Raw genomic sequence first — 17614 nt, forward strand, 5'->3', positions numbered from 1 at the left:
TCCTATGAATACTTCAAATAGTTCAGCAAGTCTGTTCTCTGCTAAAATCGGTCAGAATCTTCATCAGAATACTTGGGCGAAAGTGGCTGAAATACTGGGATTATTTCTGCTCGCATTTTTAATTCTGGGGATCGGTAGTCCCTATGTAGCAGAAAACCCATTTTACACACAAATTTTAGTCTGGTTCGCCAATGTTGCCATGATCATCTATGTTTGGATGGGGCTTAGGCTGAGAGGAGAAAATTGGAAGGCCTTTGGTTTTAGTTTTACCTGGCCGGGCTGGAAGGAGGCATTGAAAATCTTTGGCCTTTCTCTCCTGGTATTTATCATTACTACAGCAGTTTTTGTTCTGGTCGGGGGTTTTCTTTCGAGTATGGGAGATGAGATCGAAAAAGCCGATATGAGTTCCTATAATTATCTGGCTGGAAATCTTCCTTTGACCATACTTGCACTGCTTGGGGTTTTTATCGTTTCCAGTTTTGGGGAGGAAGTGGTCTATCGGGCATTCCTAATGAATCGAATAGGGGAATTGGGAAATAATAAAAAATGGGCCTGGTTCTTAGCCGTACTACTCAGTTCTATAATCTTTGGATTAGTGCATGCAAGCTGGGGCTGGATGGGGATGGTTCAAACGGCTTTTATGGGACTTTCTCTGGCCTTGTTTTATTTGTTCTTCGGCCGAAAATTATGGATCAATATAATTGCTCATGTCTATATGGATGCAATTCTGATCATACAAATGTATATGCCTGCACAGGATATGGGAGTAGTTTAAATTAAACCTTCATTAGCAAATCCAAAGCCCCGAAACCTGCACAGCCAATAATGATGGTCCAGGAAATCCAGTCTTTGAATTCATTGTTTTTGTGTTTGAGAAAGAGGAGGTGGAGAAAGAGATGTATGATAAAAAAGTAGTCCAATCCCCGTATCAGGCTCTCTGGATCTGGCAGGCTTTGCAAATAATGTATGGGGAAGTAATACAAAGGGATGTGGATGAACATGAATATGGGGAAGGCGACTTTTTCATCCATCATTGAAAGTCCCGGGAAAATGCGCCACTCTCTGCAGCGAATCGCATCCATTTCATGCATGAGGATAAAGGCAAAGGCGAGGTAAAAGAAAAAATGTTCGAGCATAAGGCAAAAAATAAAATCTGACTTCCTGAAAATAAAAAAAGCGACTTGAGCTATCAACTCAAGTCGCTTTTTGAAAGCTTTACTTTAGACATTCATCGGCACTTCCATCAACAATACTTTGGCATCGCTATTTGCTTTCACTTCGATCTTATCGGTATTCCAGACCCCAAATCCATCTCGCTTGTTCAAGCCTTGTCCTTCGATACTTACTTCTCCCTCCAAAACGAAAGCATATACGCCATTACCTGATTTGTTGAGTTTATAGGTATCGCTTGCACCCGACTCGAAATTTCCAATCTGGAACCAGGCATCCTGATGAATCCATACGCCCTGATCCTCGGCATTTGGAGAAAGGATTTGGTAAAACTCATTCTGCTTTTCTACTTCTTTGAGAGAAAGCTGGTCATAGCGAGGCTCTACATTCTTTTTATTCGGGAATATCCAGATTTGCAGGAACTTCACTGCTTTGTCAGGGTTCTTATTGTATTCGCTGTGAAATACGCCTGTACCAGCACTCATTACCTGTATATCTCCTTCTCGGATGACAGCTTTGGTACCCATGCTATCCTGGTGCTCAAGGTCTCCTTCCAATGGGATGGAGATGATTTCCATGTTATCGTGGGGATGGGTACCAAAGCCTTTCCCTTCGGAAACTACATCATCATTCAGTACCCGTAGCACCCCAAAGTGCATGCGCTCCGGATTGTAGTAATTGGCGAAGCTAAAGCTGTGATGGCTGTTCAACCAACCATGATTAGCCTGTCCTCGGCTTTCTGCTTTGTGCAATACAGTGTTCATTGTTCTTTCCTCCTTATTTGGTAAATGATTGAATCCTATTTGTTTGATCATTTGATCGTAAGTCGAGTGTTTAAGCTTCACTTTTGAAATTCCTGCCAGTGGAGAGGCCATGCTAGCAGCAGCTCCTGTGAGTAGGCTTTTTTTGAGAAATTCTTTACGATCCATTTGTATAAGCATTTATATTTTCTTCCCACTTTTTCTCTCAAAAAGTGGGGCAAAAAGTCGGAACGAACCATCCAAGGCCATCTCACATTCCAACCTCCCCGCGTTCGTTCCATCTCCAGCGCACGTTTTCAGATTACTGATCTCGTTGCATTACAAAGATCATAGAATTACTTCTCAGAAAGAATATGAGAATACGTGAAAGACTTATGAAAATCCGACTTTAGGCTTGTTTGCGGAATTGAGAAGGGGAAATACCTGTACATTTTTTGAAGAATGCACTGAAGTTGGCGGGTTCAGAGAAGCCAAGTTCGAAGCCGATTTCTTTATTGGAAAGCTCAGAGAAATAGAGCATACGTTTGGCGGCTGTAGTGATTCGGGATTGGATGTATTCTTTGGCTGTTTTTCCGATAAGGGATTTGATACTACGATTGAGGTGATCGGGGCTGATGTGCAGAGCTTCTGCGTATTGAGAGCTGGCGTGCCAGGCTTTATACTTTTCCTCGACCAGTTCCTTAAAGCCTCGCAGGATGGAATTTCCCGCTTCCAGGCTTTGGGTATTGTCAAAAGGCAGGCTACAGATATTATTGCAGTTGATGAGGAAAAGTTCGACCAATGCAGCTATGGCTTTTTCTTTAAACTTATCCTGTCCGTGATAATAAGCGAATATTTCCTGGCAGTAATTTTCCAGTTTTTTGACCTGGGTTTCATCCGCAAGTAAAGGAGGATTTTCTCCATAATCCCTGAACAGATTGAGATCATCTATGAATCGCAAAGGGATATTATTTTCGACCAAAAAATCTGCGGAAAATACCATGGCAAATCCTTGAGGGCGATCCTCTTCAATGATTTGGTGCACCTGCCCCGGTCCAATAAAAAAAATCTGCCTTTCCCCTAGTGCATACTCCTTAAAATCGATGAGGTGTCTGCCTTTTGCCTGTTTACTGAGAATAACGGTATAAAAATCATGGCGATGAGGCGCATCGGCTTTGCCTTCATGCTTATCATAAATCTCTTCTGTACGGGATATACCAAAACTCTTGAGCGGATCGGCTCTGTTTACATTTTGATATGTTTTGATGGGATTCATGAAGAAGTCTTCTGCTGTTCTCGTGCTCTGGTGTTCAAGGAATTTAATTCTATAGAAAGATACACAAGAAGAGCTGAACACTAGAATACTTGCGCACATATTTCTTAACAGCTTTCAAAGAAGTCCAGGCTGATGGGCCAAAGGCTTTCTCTAAACTTTCTCCGAAAAAATCCGAAGTGCCCGATCTCCTCTTCATGCTGCAACACCTTTATTTCTTTATCTGCTGCCGAATACCATTGATGCATACGCTGGATAGCTGCCTCGGTACCAATGGGGTCATCATAGAGCCCCAGACTGAGTAATTTTCCCTTGTAATTTTCGTAGAAAATCTGCTCGTCTCTGCTTTTCATTTGAATTCTGAGATCCGCTTCCTTTCTACGCTGCTTCCACTCATTTATCACTCCTTTGGGCACATCTTCGAGTATGCCCAGACGCTTACCGGGGAAGTATCCAAAAATAGCCGTCATAGCTGGTAGAAACAGATGCCAAAGAAAGAAAATTTTCCCCCTTTGCCCCGGCGCCCAGTCTTTGTAGTAGGCGGTTTGGCTGGCAATTGTCAATAGGCCATCGATTTCCAGCAAACTCTCTGACATGCCTGTCAAGGTTCCTCCAATGCTATGTCCTAACACAAAAAGCTTATGTCGAGGGAAGACTGAACGTGCGTGAGAAATGACCGCTGGAAAATCTTTCTCTCCCCAATCCCGAAAACTGGTCTTGAAGCCTCTGAGTTTCCTGGGTCTTGATTCGGCTATTCCTCGATAATCATAGGTGAAAACTTCGTATCCTTCTCCAGCCAGCCAATTGGCATAATGGAAGTATAATTTTCGATCTACAGCGGTGGCAGAATTGATGATGAGTACTTTCCCTTCCTCTTTTTTCGCAGGAAAATGAGAGGCTGCAAGTTGAAAACCGTCATTGCATGGAATTTTTAACATAATGGGAGTTAGGCGAGGCTTCCATATAATACCAGCTTCCCTTCTGAATTGTGAAGGGTAAAGCCTGTAGTTTCTTCCTTTTCGAATAAAGCAAATTTCTGCTGGCTGGGCAGAAATACCGGAGATTTGAAGGCAACTTCGATATAACTCACGGGTTTTTGTAAATGAGTCTCTGCTTCTATTACAGCTTTGGCAACAGAATACCAACCATGAGCGATGGGACGTTTGAATCCCATCAGTTTGGCGAAAAAGCCATGCGTATGAATGGGATTGCTATCTCCGGATACTTTCGCATATTTTTTTCCGGTATTGCCTGCAATATCCCATTGCTGACTCAGGATGGCTTCGGGAAAAACGAGGGCTTGTTTTTCTTTCTTCTTGCCTGCTTGTTTGCCTTTTCTACGAGCCATATATACACTGGAGCAACTCACAACCTTTTGATTTTCCTGAAAAAAATGCACTTCACATCTGGGAATGAGTGCGCCTTCGCTTTTCGGTTCTACCTCTATGTTGACTTCTATGTCAAAGGCTTTATTGGGAGACCAGGGCGGCTTCTCTTCGAGTATATTTTCGAGGTGTACCATGCCGGGCAAGGCAATGCTAAAGTCCTTATCCAGCATGACAGCGATTTGGGCTCTTTGTGCGAGGCAATAGAGGTAGCTTAGGGGAGCTCTATTAACTGAGCCTAAAAAATCCGCGTATGCATGCATACTATTTAAATCAAGCCTAAGCCCGGAGAAGGTTTTTTGTAGGGAAATCCCGGAGGGCTTAATTTTTACTCCTCTTCCCATACTCAGGAGAGTAGGAAACAACATTTGTGAAAGCCTGGGGAGTTTGTGAGGCATATTGATATTATTGAGCTTGATCTATATTAGTTTTTTTCTTTTTGATCCTGCTTAAACCTGTATAATTTGTCTGTAGAATTAGACTTTCAATGGGTAAATCGTATCCTGCCCTGGATAAGTAAGAAGAAAATATGCATGCAGGCTTTCAGAATATAGAGATCCGGGATGAGGAACTGGAACTAAGTTTTCCCCTAAAGATTTTTTATCCCTCTAAAGCTAAGTCCCAAATCCAACAGTTTGGACCTTACCAAATGGAGATTTGTGTGGGGGGAGAAATTGCGGGGGAAAATTTGCCTTTGGTAATCATTTCTCATGGATCAGGAGGAGCTGGCCTGGTGTATCGGGATTTGGCGATGCATCTGGCGAAAGCAGGTTTTGTTGTTGCATTGCCTCAGCATCCCTTCAATAATCGATTTGATAATAGCTGGGAGGGAGATATCCGGAATTTGATTCACCGACCCAGACATATAAAAATGACAGCTGATACCCTATATGCAAAAGATGACTTAAGAGACAAATTAAAGGAAGATAGTATCGCTCTGATCGGACATTCTATGGGAGGCTATACGGCTCTGGCAGTTGCTGGAGGAAAGCCCAATACCGGGCATATGATCGAATTCTGTAAACAGCCTGAAAACATACAGAGCCCGATGGCGCAAAGCATCCTGAAACATGATCCGGTGGCTCAGGATATCTCTGTAGAGAAAGATGATCGGGTAAAGGCTGTGGTTTTGATGGCGGCCGCAAGTATCGAATTCAAATCCTCATCTGCATTGGAAGAGGTTGATGCGCAGGTGTTGATGTATACTCCAACTTTGGATGAGTCGGCTGTAAAGCAGGCAGAGATCGTTGAGACCAATTTGAAAAAGGAATTACTGACCCATAAAGTCATAGAAAAAGGAGATCATTATTCATTTTTGAGTCCTTTCCCCGAAAGAATACGGCCCCATGTAGGTCCGGCAGGGAGGGATGCTCCGGGTTTTGATCGATCGGCTTTTCATGCGAAGATGCATGCGGAGCTGGAGGCTTTTTTCAAGGAGCATTTGTAGGGGAATAATACACACATATTCGTGTCATTCCGAGCCTGTCGAGGAACCTCAATCAGCTGGCAAAAATTATTAATTGGATAAATAATTAGGATAGCTTGGGGGAATAAATGTAGGCCCTTCCACTGCGATCAGGGGGACAGCTGTGCATTAAGCAATATGTGTCAGGGAGTAGCTTTAGGATTGAGGCTTGCATAAATGTCGATGTTGATAAAATCTCCATCCTTGAACTCATAATCTCGCATAGTGCCTTCATAGGCAAAGTCCATTTTTGCCATACCTCTTTTGCAATTTTCGTTGCTGCTTTCCACAAAACCCTCGATGCGCCTGAGCCCGATTTCCTCAAAGGCATACTTCATAATGGCAGGCATGGCTTCTGACATGATCCTTTTTCCCCAATGCTCTGGCAATAACCAAAATCCAATCTCGGCTCGCTTATGTTCATGGTTCATGTCATTTAAACCTCCTGCTCCATAAAAGCTGCTATTATCAGGCGAACAAACGGCCCACCAGATGCCTTCCTTTTTTTTCTCCAGTCCTGCGTACCAATCCATTTGTTCCTGGGTAGCTTCCAGCGTATCATAGCTGACGCCATAGTATTTGATGACTTCCGGATGGGAAAGTCCATGGAAGATGTGAGCTATGTCTTCGGGAAGGATTTGGCGAAGGAGTAAGCGCTCGGTTTTTATTTGCGGAAAGGGTGTGAACATGCAAGTGTTTGTGTATGAAAATTGGCAGATTACAGCTTGTCTTTGCGTTTATAGCTTAGCCATGTTTTAGTTTGGAGGATGTAATCTGTTTATCTGTGATGCCCAGTCTTACGGCAAGACCATGGCAGAGGTTTTTGCTCAACTTCAAAATAGCTTCTTTCGTTTCGACTTCGCCTCCAGCATGTATGCTGGTTTCTTGTATCGCGAAAAGCCTGATCCTCTCTCTATCTCGGGTTTTTATAAAAACAAGAACTTCAAACTTTGGCTTTAAGCGGTGATAATATCCCCGGATATTTTGGAGTCCTTTATGCATCAGCAATTCATACTCAATTCGGATGAGATCCGATTGGAATAGGCGCTTATTTCTGCCTTTGGTAGCAAGGTGCAGAAATTCAATGTTCCGATCATAATGCAGGATATTTCTTCGAGTTGCATTGATCCTTTTGAAAATCTCCTTGTACACTCCCATAACGGTAAATCCAAACAGGAAGGTCAGGGCAAGAAATAAACTCATGTAATCCCCCTCATTGGATATTTTTAGGTAGGCGATCCCCAACATAAACAAAGGAATGGAACCGATAAGAATGAATCCTAAAAAGTGGGTATAATCTCGTCTGGTCCAGTGATAATGTAGCCTGAAGCCATCATCATCGGACGCGATTTCGTATGATTCGTAATATTCGCTGGGCATTGGTTTTATGCTTCCGGGTTTTTAGGGTTTATTCGTTGTGCAAAGCAAGTAGAAAGTTAAGCAACTACTTTATGCTTTCTATATCCACTCTTTCTCAAATTAGCATAAATTTCCCGCAACAAATTTTCTGTCCAGTTCTCAAGATCCAGAGTGAATATCTGTCCATCATCCACGAATATGTTTATTCGCTGTTTTCGTGCATCTTCCCAATAATCTTCAAAGGAAATTCTCGATTCAGATCGAGTAAGTTTTAGCTTTTCAAGCTTGAAATTTGCCGTTCTAAAGGAAATAGAAAGTTCATTCTCATCAATCTCTAAACTTCTTATGGGTTTGCTGAACAATGAATCAAGCAACTTTTTCAAGTTGGAACCCCAGGCAAAAAGAGCTAGCAGAGCAAAAAGAAAACCTAAAAGAGGGCGGTTTTCTACTTCCATGATCTTCAAGCCTTCCCTCAAACTAAAGAAGAGAAACAAAGCAGTGATTGAAAAAACGGCAAACCATATGTAGGGCTCGTATTTATGGTTTCGATCAGCACGATAAGTAAGCGGATTCATGGCTAAATAACTCTTCTCGGATAATTCATGGCTTCGATGGTAGACCAGATTTCCTTCACGCTATCTGTTCTCCATAGCCTGAGATCATTATCCAATTGGAATTTCGAACCATCGGGATGGACGAATCTAATAACATGCATAGTGCTTTCTCCTTCAACAACTTGATAATAAATCTTGATATGTGAGCGGGGAATTTGTACCTCTCCTAACTGAAAATTTTTATGAAAATATTTTAGGGAAGCACTCCTTTCCCTGATTTCTAATTCGTAGACTTTCTTTTTGTGATATACCTTTATTCCGAATCGAAAGAGAATAATCATTAAGGGACTCAAAAGTATCATGAAGAATACGGCTTTCCCATCACCCGCTTGGTAAAAGTTAATTCCTGCGTATAAGAAGAGAAGCGGGAGGGAGAAGAAAAATCCTAAAAAAAGATAAGTCCAATACTGAACGAATCTAGGACTACCTCTGGAAATAAAAATCATGGTTCTGCACTTTCAATAAAGAGTGCTTTTTCGAAGAAAAGTTGGAGAAAATAGAGCTTTACCAATAATATAATTTCGGCTCCTTTTTTCTTTCTGCAAGTGCTTGTTTAGCCTCTGCTGTAAGAGGTGTCCAGGCATATCTCATCGCCTTTGTATAAGTAAGTATATCCAGTATGCGGATGAGGTCGCCATAGTTCGTAGTGGGTGTGAGGGAGAAGGAAATTGCAGGACTATTAAATTCCGAATAAGCAGCCAGGTTTTGAGTTAATAATTGTATCAATTCCCTTTCACTGTACCATTCCAGGCAATCTGAGTTTAGTCCTATTGGAGGATTTGTTTCCTGATAATTATCGTCAAACTCTTTGGTGAGGTATTCAGCTAGAAAATGAACGTAATACTCACCATCCTTATCTACGATAATATTGATTTGTCCATAGTGTAAGTGCTTGATTTCAATTCCATGGATAAACTCAAGATTTTCCGGTTTTGGAGCCATAGCAAATTTGATTTCTCTTAAATTCCATCCATTTACCTCATTATAAATTAGCCGGGCATCAACATAAATAAGTAGGAGTAAGAGAAGATGTAGAACAAGGTTTAATACATTTATTTTGGGAGGTCTCGATTTTCTGGAACCCCTTCTTGATCGGATTTCCTTTAGCTGTTTCTGTCTTTTCTTATTCATGATTGCCTTTATGTAAAGGAGTTGGTAGAATTCTTCTTTCCATAGGCTTCCTTTATTTTTCTCGGTCGAAATTTTCCATGGCTTGTAGGTAGCTGATTGATTCTTCGTATATTTGTCGTACCCCAGAAGAAATACGATTCCCCCGATAGACTTAATTTTTACACAAACATCGTATGAAACGTATTTTTTCTCTTTCAACAACTTGTATTGTCCTTTTGATGGCCCTGTCCTCTTGTAATGGGACCTGGTTCAATGTGCCGGACATCATTCCTCCCATTCCTTCAACAACAGTTATTAGCGTACCGACCTTTGATGAGATCGAAGTGAATGCCCCTGTGCATTTGCATTTGACTCAGGCCAATACGCAAAAAATCGAAGTCCTCGCGGATAGTTTCTGGACCGCACGTTTGGATGTGCAGGTAAGTGGCAATGTGCTCAGCATAAACTTCCTTCCAGATTCCAGCAATAATCAGCCCGATTCCATTCCGCAGTATGATGTAGATGTATTCGTGGAAATCCCGAATTTGACTCGGGTGCAAACGCGTACGGCTACCAAAATCGAGGGAACCAATCGCTTTAATTTGACAGATGTGCTGTTTAAACTGCGCGGTGCTTCAGATGTGAGTTTTGAGGCAGATGCTACCACCTTTGATCTGGATGTGGCAGGCGCTTCTCAATTGGTATTGGACGTGGATGTTGATACCCTTTATACGCGTATGGGATTGGCCGGTCGCATGGAAGCCATGGGAGATGCAGATGTCCACGAATTGAAAATCAGAGGAGCCAGCGAAGTGGAGAGTTTTGACCTGCAAACCAATAGTACCTCTGTAAACATCATTGGAGCCGGAAATTGTGAGGTGAATGCCCAGAATGATCTGGAGGTAAGTATCACCGGAGCGGGTATTGTTTACTACAAAGGAAACCCAACCATCACCCAAAGTATCACGGGTCTTGGGCAAGTGGTGGATGCGAATTAGAAATTTTTTAAAAAAAATAATGATATAGTAGGGGCAGCTCATGAGCTGCCCCTACTCTCATGATCTCATGAGCTGCCCCCTACATTTTTTAATTTCGCGCCAATTCTAGCGCCTTTTCCATTTCCGTATCTATACCCTTTAGCAGATCATCTACAGATGGCTTTACTTCCACATCCGGTTTGACTCCTTCATTGGGGCGATCTTCCGTCGGGTAATAACCGATTAGCGGGATGTCGACCTCTATCCCGGAATTAGGGAGCTTGAGAAAGAAGATTTGTCCAGCTGTTATTCCCTGCATATTTCCCCCACTTTCCTGCCCAACTATTGTCGCTAATCTATTTTGTTTGAGGTAGTGCAAGAGGAAGAAGCTCCCGGAACTATTAGAAGCATCGGCCAGGACATATACTTCTCCCTCAAAGGCTTTGGATTTTGGCTTGACTTCCTGTTTGATAAGACCTTTTCGATTGAAGGTGTAAAAGCCATTGGACATTTGATAGGTTCGATTGGAGACGTCCATCATTCCCTTATTCCAGGTTCCGATATAGGGCCGAAGTTCCTCCGAGACAGTTTGAGCTTTAAGTGTTTGTTGAAAAGGGCCGCGTAGAGCAGCTTTTTGGGTGAGGTAGCCGAAAAGGAACTCCTGCACAGAAGAATTTCCCCCTCCGTTACCTCGTATATCCAGGATGAGCTTGTCTATGTTCTTGCTTTCCATTTGGGCAAAAGCATCTTTGATAAATTTTCGCCAGTTCAGACTCATTTTCCAGGTTACGAAAGTTCCCAAAGTCAAAACCCCAACTTCATCGTCCCTGATCTCAAATTTCCAGTAGTCATCATAACTTTCGATCTGTTTGCCATATCTTTCCCTAAGTCTTTGAAAGCGTTCTTTGCGGCTAAGGGGCTTTAGGGTAAAGCTGGATGCTTGGCTGTTTTCATAGGAGGCTGTTCTGACTGTCAAACTTTCCCCAACTTCAAATACTAGCGGATAGAAAATGTCAAAAGCATTGTAATTGTCCTGCCCAAACACCTGCAGCTCGAAATAGCGTTTTCCATCATTATTCCCATCCGAGTTTACATAGGGGAGGAGGGAAGCTAGAATTTCTTCAGTCGAAACCCCATCAATGCTAAGTACCTGATCGCCACTTTTGAGTTTGGCTTCCTCAGATAAATTCTGATGTACAAATATCTTCTGATCGATGATCCAGAAGGTAAAGGGCAATTTGTTTTCTGCTTCTATGAAATGTGTGCGAATCTCTTTCTTCTGGTTCCAGTAATTGGCGTAGGTGTGACCGCATTTAATCCTGGCTGTGAAGGCTGAGATTTTTGTGTAAACTTCCAATGCTGTCTGCTCCTGATTGAGACTTTCTTTTAGTGCGGCAAAGTCCTTTTCTCGTGTTTCTTTATCATCGTATTTGTACAGGGCAGGATGAAGTTCCTCAAGGGCTTGCTTGAGGATGGCATAATCCTCCTGGAGCTTATTGGCCGGGATGAGTTCCTGAGCTTTAGCGGTAGAAATGAAGAGAATAAGGAAAGTGAAAATAGCTTTGTTGAATTTCATTATGATTTATTTGGAGCTTGTGAATTGATGAGTCCAAATAGGATGAAATTCAGCTTTAGATCGCCTCAAATGATTTGATACGGGTCTCATTTCTTGTTTTGAGACTTATTGGGTGCTTTTGCTACTTTTTTGAGGATGTCTATTTCCTTTACCCTAAAGATATAAAACACCTTTTCCCATGGAATAGATTCTAGCCCTCCTTCATCTTCCACAATTTCCACCAGGGGGTTACCGGCGAATCGTGATGCTCGTAATGATAGCCGAAGAAGTAACAAGAGAGGAAGGCCCAGATATGATTTTTCTTTTGGCTACGGGAATGGTGATGGTTATTGTGCTCTCCTTTATGCGGGGTATAGGTGCCGAAATAAAATAATTGGAAAAGGCTCAGAAAGGAAGGAATGATCCAGAACAGAATGAGATTTTCCTGTGGTAAAAAAAGCTTGGCTAGATTGAAGGAAATGGCTGCGAGGAGAATTTGTTTCCAGCTGATATACTCTGTAACAAAGTCCCAAAACCAGCGAAAGAAATTGGGATTGCCGTTGTGGAAATCGGGATCATGCTCTGTACCTACATGCTTATGATGTTCATAGTGTTTGGGACGAAGAACTTTATAGGAATTGAAGATGAAGAGGGTTGTACAAATTTTGCCTATGGCATGATTGAGTTTAGCGTTTTTGGGGGCAACTGTTCCATGCATGGCATCATGTGCCGTAATGAAGAGGCCGGTAAAGAGATGCATTTGAATGAGCATACGAAGCAGGGTCCATCCACTTAAGAGCTCAGCATCTAGCAGGAGGTTGAAGGCGAGCATAGCAGACCAAAGTAGGATGATCCCTATACCAATCCAAATACCTGTAGTGGGAGCCTGAGCTGTCTTCATATGACTTTTAGCCTTGCTTGTTCTGTGATAGAGGAATAAGACTCGATTTTCTCTTTAATGGCTTCCATGAGCCATTGGGGAGTACTGGTTGCTCCGCAAATTCCGACATTTCTCATTCCCCTAAACCATTCTCTCTGCAATTCCTCTCTGCTGGATACAAAATAACTATTGGGATTGTGTTCTCTACAAACTTTGTAGAGCATCCTTCCATTGGAGGATTTTTTCCCTGAAACAAAAATAATGAGCTCATGCGCTTTGGCAAAACTTTCCAGTTCAAGATCCCGATGGGAAACCTGCCGGCAGATGGTATCATGTGCCTTTACTTCCAGTCCGGCTGCCCGCAATTCTTGCAATACCCGATAAAAGGAACGCTTACTTTTTGTGCTCTGGCTGTATAGAGTAACTCTCCGGGGAAGTTTACGAAAATCCAGTTCAGAGATATCCTGAAAAACGGTTGCATCATTTCCGGTTTGTCCCGCTAAACCTATGACTTCGGCATGCCTTGCTTTTCCGTATATGAGGATGTGTTCTTTCTTTTCATAAGAAGTCCTGATTCTATTTTGAAGTTTGAGAATGACCGGACAGGAAGCATCTATGAGTTGCAGCCTGTTTTGAAGGGCAATTTTATAAGTCTCGGGGGCTTCGCCATGTGCCCGAATCAGGACCTTGGCATCATAGATATTTTTGAAGGTATCATGATCTATGATTTTTAGCCCCATCCTTTCCAGACGTTCCACCTCCATATCATTGTGGACGATATCTCCCAGACAATACAGGCTATCTTCCTGACGAAGGATTTCCTCCGCCATTTCGATGGCGTAGACTACGCCAAAGCAAAAACCCGAACCGGGATCGATATGTACCTGAAGATTAGGCATAGTTTTTTTCCAGAGGAGCCTTATTTGCTTTACGAGCTGTCTGGCGGGCTTTAAAAATTTCGAAAAAATGGGTAGTAAGAAGTAACAGAAGCATCATATACATGCTGTCTTCTACCGGGATTGTATATATACGTGTCGCGAGGTTTTCCAAATCATTGTATTGTACAACGGGAAATGCTGTGAGCATTCCATTCACAATCATAAAAGGAACAAGAGCCACCAGATATCCCATATAAAATCTACCCATCCAGGGACTTTTCCATACTTCACTGTGGAGGAGGAGATAGATAGCAGTCGAAATAAAGGTTACTGCCGTGTACATTCGTTCCCAAAACACAATTCCTATCACCAAAAGTATCAAAGCCAAGACCCGATTGATCGTTTTAGCATGGGATCCTAAGAGATCTTTTTTGACATAGGCATTCATACAAGCATAAATAAATATGCAGGCATAGGGAATGGTAAAGAAGAACAACCATTCACCTAAGGGAAGCCCAAAAGCGGAAATTCCGGAAAGGTATTTGGGATTGAAACTCCATACGCCCCATTCGGTAAAGAAGATGTCCCAGATGATAAATGCTCCACCAGCTATACCTGTAGCGGCAAATAATGGGCCCCAGCTTTTGTAAAAGGCTACTTTTTTATCGAAAGAAAGGATAAAAGGGCCCAGGATGCTGCCAAGATTTATTAGTAAATAAGTATACACAGATTATGGATCATTTTGGGTTAAGCGATCTTTGATCTGATCGAGTACTTCTTCGCTGATTCTTTTACTCTCTTCCAGAAACTCAAGCATGAAGCTTAGGTGAGCATCTTTTAGCTTAAATTCTGCGAATCGATGGATCTCCTTTTTTATGCATTCAAGATCCTCATCCAGCTCCTCACTCAGATCAAGAAATTCAGGGGTATTATGTTGGACCGTGAATCTCAAAAATCGCATTTCTATATTCTCTGGCTCCGTTTCGATGGCTTCCCGAAACATTGCCATTGCTTCTTTTATATAATTCCACTTTTTATGTGGAATCCAGGAATCTTTGGCTTGCAAGGCTTTAGCAGCAGCTTTGTAAGCAAAGAGTACGCCTGCATCTTTTTGATAGTCCTTTACTTTTTCCCAGAGGTCTTCCAACTCTTCCAAATCAGCAGTTGCTTCCTTATAGAGCTGTCGAACCAGATCCAGCATATTGATTTGCTTAGGGAAATTTAACTTAAAGCCTGGGGGGCGGGCTTCATTTGCCTTTCCAAATAGGTCCTTAATAGGATCAACAGCTTTTGTTTGTCCGGTACCCGAATCCTTTCTTTCAGGATTCTTGCAGGAGGAAGCTTTGTGATCTTGTGGAAAAGCTTCAAATAATATCTATATGCCAGGTAAACACCTCGTCTCGCTCCTTCAGGCAATTCGACGATACCGGTATAGGCATGATCAAAATCAGCCTGTATATCTGTTTCAATTTTTATCTTTTCTTCCAGATTGAATTCATGGAAATCTACGCCCGGGAAATAAACCCTGCCTCTTTCTTCATGATCACTTTTCATGTCCCGGAGGAAGTTTACTTTCTGAAAGGCTTTGCCCAGACTCTGTGCCGGTGCTTTCAGGCGATCATATTCTGCCTGATCTCCTCCGCAAAATACATACAGACACATGAGGCCTACTACCTCAGCCGATCCATATATATAAGTCTCGTACAAATCCTGAGAATATTCTTTCTTCTGCAAATCCATCTCCATGCTATACAGGAAAGCATCGATCAATTCATGGTCGATGTTGTATTCATTTACTACGGATTGAAAGGAATGTAAAACCGGATTCAGGCTGATCCCGGACTCGATTGCCTCATAGGTATCTGTGCGGAATTTATCCAGGAGGAGTTTTTTATCGAAGCCATGAAAAGTATCCACAATTTCGTCTGCATATCTGACGAAACCATAGATGGCGTATATGGGAAAATGAAATTTCTTATGTAAGGTCTTGATCCCTAAGGTAAATGAAGTACTGTAGTTTTGAGTAATTACCTTGCTACAGTCCAAACATGTTTGCTTGTAGAGTTGCATAGCTTCTTGTCTTAGCTTTTCCTGAGGTAATATTAAACCTCGGGGCCCAAAAATTGTTCCCTTCTTATAGGAAATTAAACAAATTAATGAATTTGTCTATGTAGGCACTTAGGCTTTTTTATTGGATTTGTAGCTTTTGAGCTGCCCCTTTAACTCCTTCCTGGCAATGTGAATTCTATTCTTAACGGTGCCGATGGGAATATTCAGGATATCTGCAATTTCAAAATATTTATACCCTTGAAAGTGCATCATAAAAGGCGTCTTGTGCTCATAATCAAGGCTCTTGATTGCTTTCTGAATTTCATCCATCGCAAGCTTTACTCCTGCATTATTGTCGATCGTATGACTAGACGAATTGATGAAATGCATATTGTCAGTTGTGTCGATAAAGGTCTTTCTTTTTACGAAGCGATGATAGTTCGTAATGAAGGTATTCTTCATGATCGTATACAACCAGGCTTTGAGGTTTGTGCCGTCCCGAAACTTATCTCTATTAGAGAGCGCTTTTACCAAAGTATCCTGAATTAAATCATTTGCTTCTTCGAGGTCGCGAGTCAGTTTGAACGCGATGGGTTTGAGTGATGGATGCAAATTTACTACGGCGGTGTTGAACTCTATGGACGTCATAACTTATTGAAGTTTCTGAAAGTATTGATACAAAGTTATTAACTAAAAGCTACTTTCCAAATATTTTGTTTAAATTTTGTAAAAAAAGATTAAACAAACTAATATACTTTTCTCTATATAGGCTTTCTAGGCTCTTGAGGCCGATTTTTGCGCCTAAATTTCTAATTTACAGTCGGTTGAGATATGGTAAAACAAATATATTGATAAGAATATATATGAAAAACCTTGTCTTTAAAGGGGATAAATAGGGAAAATCATATATTTTTGTCTAAGCAAAATTAAACAAAAGCTAAACAGAAAAATTTGACTTTAGGAATACTATATTTGTAGGGAAAATGAGAATCATCGGAGGAAAATATGGAGGCAGAAATCTACAGGTGGGCAAGGGCCTTCCTGTAAGGCCTACAACTGATCGAACCAAGGAAGCATTGTTCAATATTTTGGAGCATCGTGTTGATTGGTCGGAGACTTCTGTGCTCGATCTGTTTTGCGGAACAGGTAATATCAGTCTGGAATGCGTGAGTAGGGGAGCAGCTTCAGTGCTCTCTGTAGACAGGCATCGGAAGTGTATACAGAGTATCAAAAATAATATGAAGACCCTGGGAAGTGAGGAACCCAAACTGATTGCTTCAGATGTCAAAAAGTTCCTGAAGAATTGTGGTGACAACTTTGATCTGATCTTTATGGATCCTCCCTATGCCATGGCGGGGCAGGAAGCTTTGATCGAGATGATTTTTGAAAAGAATATATTAGCTCCGGAAGGGATATTGATTCTGGAACACAGCAGTACCCTTAGTTTCTCCAGCTTAAACAATTTTGTAGAATTGAGAAAATATGGATCTTCCCATTTGAGTTTCTTCGAATGAACATTCAGCTCTCTTTGTTCTCTGTTTAAACACTGATTTTAGGCTATTTGAAGGAATTCTTTTAACTTCTTTCTATAAGTACTTTCAGGCGAAAACTTATCTTTACCAGTAACCCAAAGCTATCAAAATGAAAAGAGCGATATTCCCGGGATCTTTTGATCCTATCACAGTAGGTCATGTAGAAATCGTCAGGCGGGGCCTGGCCATCTTCGATGAAATCATTGTTGCTGTGGGTGTGAATCAGGCAAAGAATTATTTTTTCAATCTTGACGAACGTGTCGAAATGCTTGAAAGAAGTTTTGCCGATATGGAGCAGGTGAAAGTCGCTTATTATTCCGAGTTGACAGTAGAGTTTGCCCGAAAGGTTAATGCAGATTTTATTCTTAGGGGCTTGCGCTCACCGCAGGACCTGAGTTATGAGCAGCCTATCGAATTGATCAATAAGCACATGGCGCCTGAGATAGAAATTGTCCATTTGTTGAGTAGCCCTGAGACTGCGGCGATTTCTTCTACCATCGTTAGAGAAGTGATCAAGTTCAAAGGAAGGGTCGATGGCTTGCTCCCCAAAGAAATCATGGATTACGTTCAGGATTTGAAATATTAAAAAAGGCCAGACGATTTGTCTGGCCTTTTTTGTTAGGAGCG

Annotated in this window: 22 protein-coding genes; 5 read left to right on the forward strand and 17 right to left on the reverse strand. The window is 41.8% G+C overall.

What is annotated here, in order from left to right:
- Positions 1 to 4: 4 nt before the first annotated feature.
- Entirely contained in the window at positions 5 to 775 is a 771-nt protein-coding gene (locus R8P61_30510; protein ID MDW3651451.1) for a type II CAAX endopeptidase family protein, read from the forward strand.
- Between the two features lies 1 nt (position 776).
- Here the strand turns inward: R8P61_30510 and R8P61_30515 are convergent, their stop codons facing one another.
- The 5 genes from R8P61_30515 to R8P61_30535 form a co-directional block, all read right to left on the reverse strand.
- On the reverse strand, positions 777 to 1136 hold the full coding sequence (locus R8P61_30515) for a DUF6713 family protein (protein ID MDW3651452.1): 360 nt from the start codon (positions 1134 to 1136) through the stop codon (positions 777 to 779).
- An 84-nt stretch (positions 1137 to 1220) separates the two neighbouring features.
- Complete coding sequence (locus R8P61_30520; GenBank protein MDW3651453.1) at positions 1221 to 2099, reverse strand: pirin family protein; 879 nt, start codon at positions 2097 to 2099, stop codon at positions 1221 to 1223.
- 220 nt (positions 2100 to 2319) lie between these two features.
- Entirely contained in the window at positions 2320 to 3186 is an 867-nt protein-coding gene (locus tag R8P61_30525) for a helix-turn-helix transcriptional regulator (protein ID MDW3651454.1), read from the reverse strand.
- A 104-nt stretch (positions 3187 to 3290) separates the two neighbouring features.
- Positions 3291 to 4121: an alpha/beta hydrolase gene (locus tag R8P61_30530; GenBank protein ID MDW3651455.1), complete on the reverse strand. Its 831-nt coding sequence runs from the start codon at positions 4119 to 4121 to the stop codon at positions 3291 to 3293.
- Positions 4122 to 4129: 8 nt separating this feature from the next.
- Entirely contained in the window at positions 4130 to 4966 is an 837-nt protein-coding gene (locus R8P61_30535) for a MaoC family dehydratase (GenBank protein ID MDW3651456.1), read from the reverse strand.
- A 131-nt stretch (positions 4967 to 5097) separates the two neighbouring features.
- Between R8P61_30535 and R8P61_30540 the strand changes: the two genes are divergently transcribed.
- Entirely contained in the window at positions 5098 to 6015 is a 918-nt protein-coding gene (locus R8P61_30540; GenBank protein MDW3651457.1) for an alpha/beta fold hydrolase, read from the forward strand.
- A 161-nt stretch (positions 6016 to 6176) separates the two neighbouring features.
- Here the strand turns inward: R8P61_30540 and R8P61_30545 are convergent, their stop codons facing one another.
- The 5 genes from R8P61_30545 to R8P61_30565 all read right to left on the reverse strand — a co-directional run bounded on the left by R8P61_30545 (position 6177) and on the right by R8P61_30565 (position 9137).
- Positions 6177 to 6722 (reverse strand): GNAT family protein, encoded by a 546-nt coding sequence (locus R8P61_30545; GenBank protein MDW3651458.1) that lies wholly within the window; start codon positions 6720 to 6722, stop codon positions 6177 to 6179.
- Between the two features lie 55 nt (positions 6723 to 6777).
- Positions 6778 to 7413, reverse strand: a complete 636-nt coding sequence (locus R8P61_30550; GenBank protein MDW3651459.1) for a hypothetical protein — start codon at positions 7411 to 7413, stop codon at positions 6778 to 6780.
- Between the two features lie 56 nt (positions 7414 to 7469).
- Entirely contained in the window at positions 7470 to 7967 is a 498-nt protein-coding gene (locus R8P61_30555) for a hypothetical protein (GenBank protein MDW3651460.1), read from the reverse strand.
- A 2-nt stretch (positions 7968 to 7969) separates the two neighbouring features.
- Entirely contained in the window at positions 7970 to 8308 is a 339-nt protein-coding gene (locus tag R8P61_30560; protein MDW3651461.1) for a hypothetical protein, read from the reverse strand.
- Positions 8309 to 8510: 202 nt separating this feature from the next.
- Complete coding sequence (locus R8P61_30565; GenBank protein MDW3651462.1) at positions 8511 to 9137, reverse strand: hypothetical protein; 627 nt, start codon at positions 9135 to 9137, stop codon at positions 8511 to 8513.
- A gap of 173 nt (positions 9138 to 9310) precedes the next feature.
- Here R8P61_30565 and R8P61_30570 point away from each other — a divergent pair, with 173 nt between their 5' ends.
- Entirely contained in the window at positions 9311 to 10114 is an 804-nt protein-coding gene (locus tag R8P61_30570; GenBank protein MDW3651463.1) for a head GIN domain-containing protein, read from the forward strand.
- An 88-nt stretch (positions 10115 to 10202) separates the two neighbouring features.
- On the opposite strand, the gene R8P61_30575 is transcribed toward R8P61_30570, so the two are convergent.
- From R8P61_30575 to R8P61_30605, 7 genes are all read right to left on the reverse strand, one after another.
- On the reverse strand, positions 10203 to 11669 hold the full coding sequence (locus R8P61_30575; GenBank protein ID MDW3651464.1) for a S41 family peptidase: 1467 nt from the start codon (positions 11667 to 11669) through the stop codon (positions 10203 to 10205).
- A 190-nt stretch (positions 11670 to 11859) separates the two neighbouring features.
- Positions 11860 to 12549 (reverse strand): fatty acid desaturase, encoded by a 690-nt coding sequence (locus tag R8P61_30580; protein MDW3651465.1) that lies wholly within the window; start codon positions 12547 to 12549, stop codon positions 11860 to 11862.
- Entirely contained in the window at positions 12546 to 13427 is an 882-nt protein-coding gene (locus tag R8P61_30585) for a 4-hydroxy-3-methylbut-2-enyl diphosphate reductase (GenBank protein ID MDW3651466.1), read from the reverse strand. Before R8P61_30585 ends, R8P61_30580 begins: the two co-directional genes overlap by 4 nt.
- Entirely contained in the window at positions 13420 to 14133 is a 714-nt protein-coding gene (locus tag R8P61_30590) for a lycopene cyclase domain-containing protein (GenBank protein ID MDW3651467.1), read from the reverse strand. The genes R8P61_30585 and R8P61_30590 overlap by 8 nt, the downstream gene beginning before the upstream one ends.
- 3 nt (positions 14134 to 14136) lie before the next feature.
- Positions 14137 to 14607, reverse strand: coding sequence for a hypothetical protein (locus R8P61_30595; protein ID MDW3651468.1), 471 nt, complete (start codon positions 14605 to 14607; stop codon positions 14137 to 14139).
- Between the two features lie 20 nt (positions 14608 to 14627).
- Complete coding sequence (locus R8P61_30600; protein ID MDW3651469.1) at positions 14628 to 15476, reverse strand: phytoene/squalene synthase family protein; 849 nt, start codon at positions 15474 to 15476, stop codon at positions 14628 to 14630.
- A 108-nt stretch (positions 15477 to 15584) separates the two neighbouring features.
- The gene (locus R8P61_30605; GenBank protein ID MDW3651470.1) at positions 15585 to 16103 is read right to left on the reverse strand and encodes an RNA polymerase sigma factor; all 519 of its coding nucleotides are present in this window, start codon (positions 16101 to 16103) and stop codon (positions 15585 to 15587) included.
- A 320-nt stretch (positions 16104 to 16423) separates the two neighbouring features.
- On the opposite strand from R8P61_30605, the gene rsmD reads away from it, so the two are divergent.
- Positions 16424 to 16969 carry a 16S rRNA (guanine(966)-N(2))-methyltransferase RsmD gene (gene rsmD / locus R8P61_30610; protein MDW3651471.1) on the forward strand — a complete coding sequence of 182 codons (546 nt, stop codon included), beginning with the start codon at positions 16424 to 16426 and terminating at the stop codon, positions 16967 to 16969.
- Between the two features lie 127 nt (positions 16970 to 17096).
- Complete coding sequence (gene coaD, locus R8P61_30615) at positions 17097 to 17573, forward strand: pantetheine-phosphate adenylyltransferase (protein MDW3651472.1); 477 nt, start codon at positions 17097 to 17099, stop codon at positions 17571 to 17573.
- Positions 17574 to 17614: the final 41 nt, after the last annotated feature.

It is taken from the genome of Bacteroidia bacterium (assembly GCA_033391075.1).
GTDB lineage: Bacteria > Bacteroidota > Bacteroidia > J057 > J057 > JAWPMV01.

Excerpts from the sequence above, each read along its gene's own strand:
- R8P61_30510 (MDW3651451.1), top strand. The coding sequence starts at position 5 with ATGAATACTTCAAATAGTTCAGCAAGTCTGTTCTCTGCTAAAATCGGT.
- R8P61_30515 (MDW3651452.1), bottom strand. The coding sequence starts at position 1,136 with ATGCTCGAACATTTTTTCTTTTACCTCGCCTTTGCCTTTATCCTCATG.
- R8P61_30520 (MDW3651453.1), bottom strand. The coding sequence starts at position 2,099 with ATGGATCGTAAAGAATTTCTCAAAAAAAGCCTACTCACAGGAGCTGCT.
- R8P61_30525 (MDW3651454.1), bottom strand. The coding sequence starts at position 3,186 with ATGAATCCCATCAAAACATATCAAAATGTAAACAGAGCCGATCCGCTC.
- R8P61_30530 (MDW3651455.1), bottom strand. The coding sequence starts at position 4,121 with ATGTTAAAAATTCCATGCAATGACGGTTTTCAACTTGCAGCCTCTCAT.
- R8P61_30535 (MDW3651456.1), bottom strand. The coding sequence starts at position 4,966 with ATGCCTCACAAACTCCCCAGGCTTTCACAAATGTTGTTTCCTACTCTC.
- R8P61_30540 (MDW3651457.1), top strand. The coding sequence starts at position 5,098 with ATGCATGCAGGCTTTCAGAATATAGAGATCCGGGATGAGGAACTGGAA.
- R8P61_30545 (MDW3651458.1), bottom strand. The coding sequence starts at position 6,722 with ATGTTCACACCCTTTCCGCAAATAAAAACCGAGCGCTTACTCCTTCGC.
- R8P61_30550 (MDW3651459.1), bottom strand. The coding sequence starts at position 7,413 with ATGCCCAGCGAATATTACGAATCATACGAAATCGCGTCCGATGATGAT.
- R8P61_30555 (MDW3651460.1), bottom strand. The coding sequence starts at position 7,967 with ATGAATCCGCTTACTTATCGTGCTGATCGAAACCATAAATACGAGCCC.
- R8P61_30560 (MDW3651461.1), bottom strand. The coding sequence starts at position 8,308 with ATGATACTTTTGAGTCCCTTAATGATTATTCTCTTTCGATTCGGAATA.
- R8P61_30565 (MDW3651462.1), bottom strand. The coding sequence starts at position 9,137 with ATGAATAAGAAAAGACAGAAACAGCTAAAGGAAATCCGATCAAGAAGG.
- R8P61_30570 (MDW3651463.1), top strand. The coding sequence starts at position 9,311 with ATGAAACGTATTTTTTCTCTTTCAACAACTTGTATTGTCCTTTTGATG.
- R8P61_30575 (MDW3651464.1), bottom strand. The coding sequence starts at position 11,669 with ATGAAATTCAACAAAGCTATTTTCACTTTCCTTATTCTCTTCATTTCT.
- R8P61_30580 (MDW3651465.1), bottom strand. The coding sequence starts at position 12,549 with ATGAAGACAGCTCAGGCTCCCACTACAGGTATTTGGATTGGTATAGGG.
- R8P61_30585 (MDW3651466.1), bottom strand. The coding sequence starts at position 13,427 with ATGCCTAATCTTCAGGTACATATCGATCCCGGTTCGGGTTTTTGCTTT.
- R8P61_30595 (MDW3651468.1), bottom strand. The coding sequence starts at position 14,607 with ATGCTGGATCTGGTTCGACAGCTCTATAAGGAAGCAACTGCTGATTTG.
- R8P61_30600 (MDW3651469.1), bottom strand. The coding sequence starts at position 15,476 with ATGCAACTCTACAAGCAAACATGTTTGGACTGTAGCAAGGTAATTACT.
- R8P61_30605 (MDW3651470.1), bottom strand. The coding sequence starts at position 16,103 with ATGACGTCCATAGAGTTCAACACCGCCGTAGTAAATTTGCATCCATCA.
- coaD (MDW3651472.1), top strand. The coding sequence starts at position 17,097 with ATGAAAAGAGCGATATTCCCGGGATCTTTTGATCCTATCACAGTAGGT.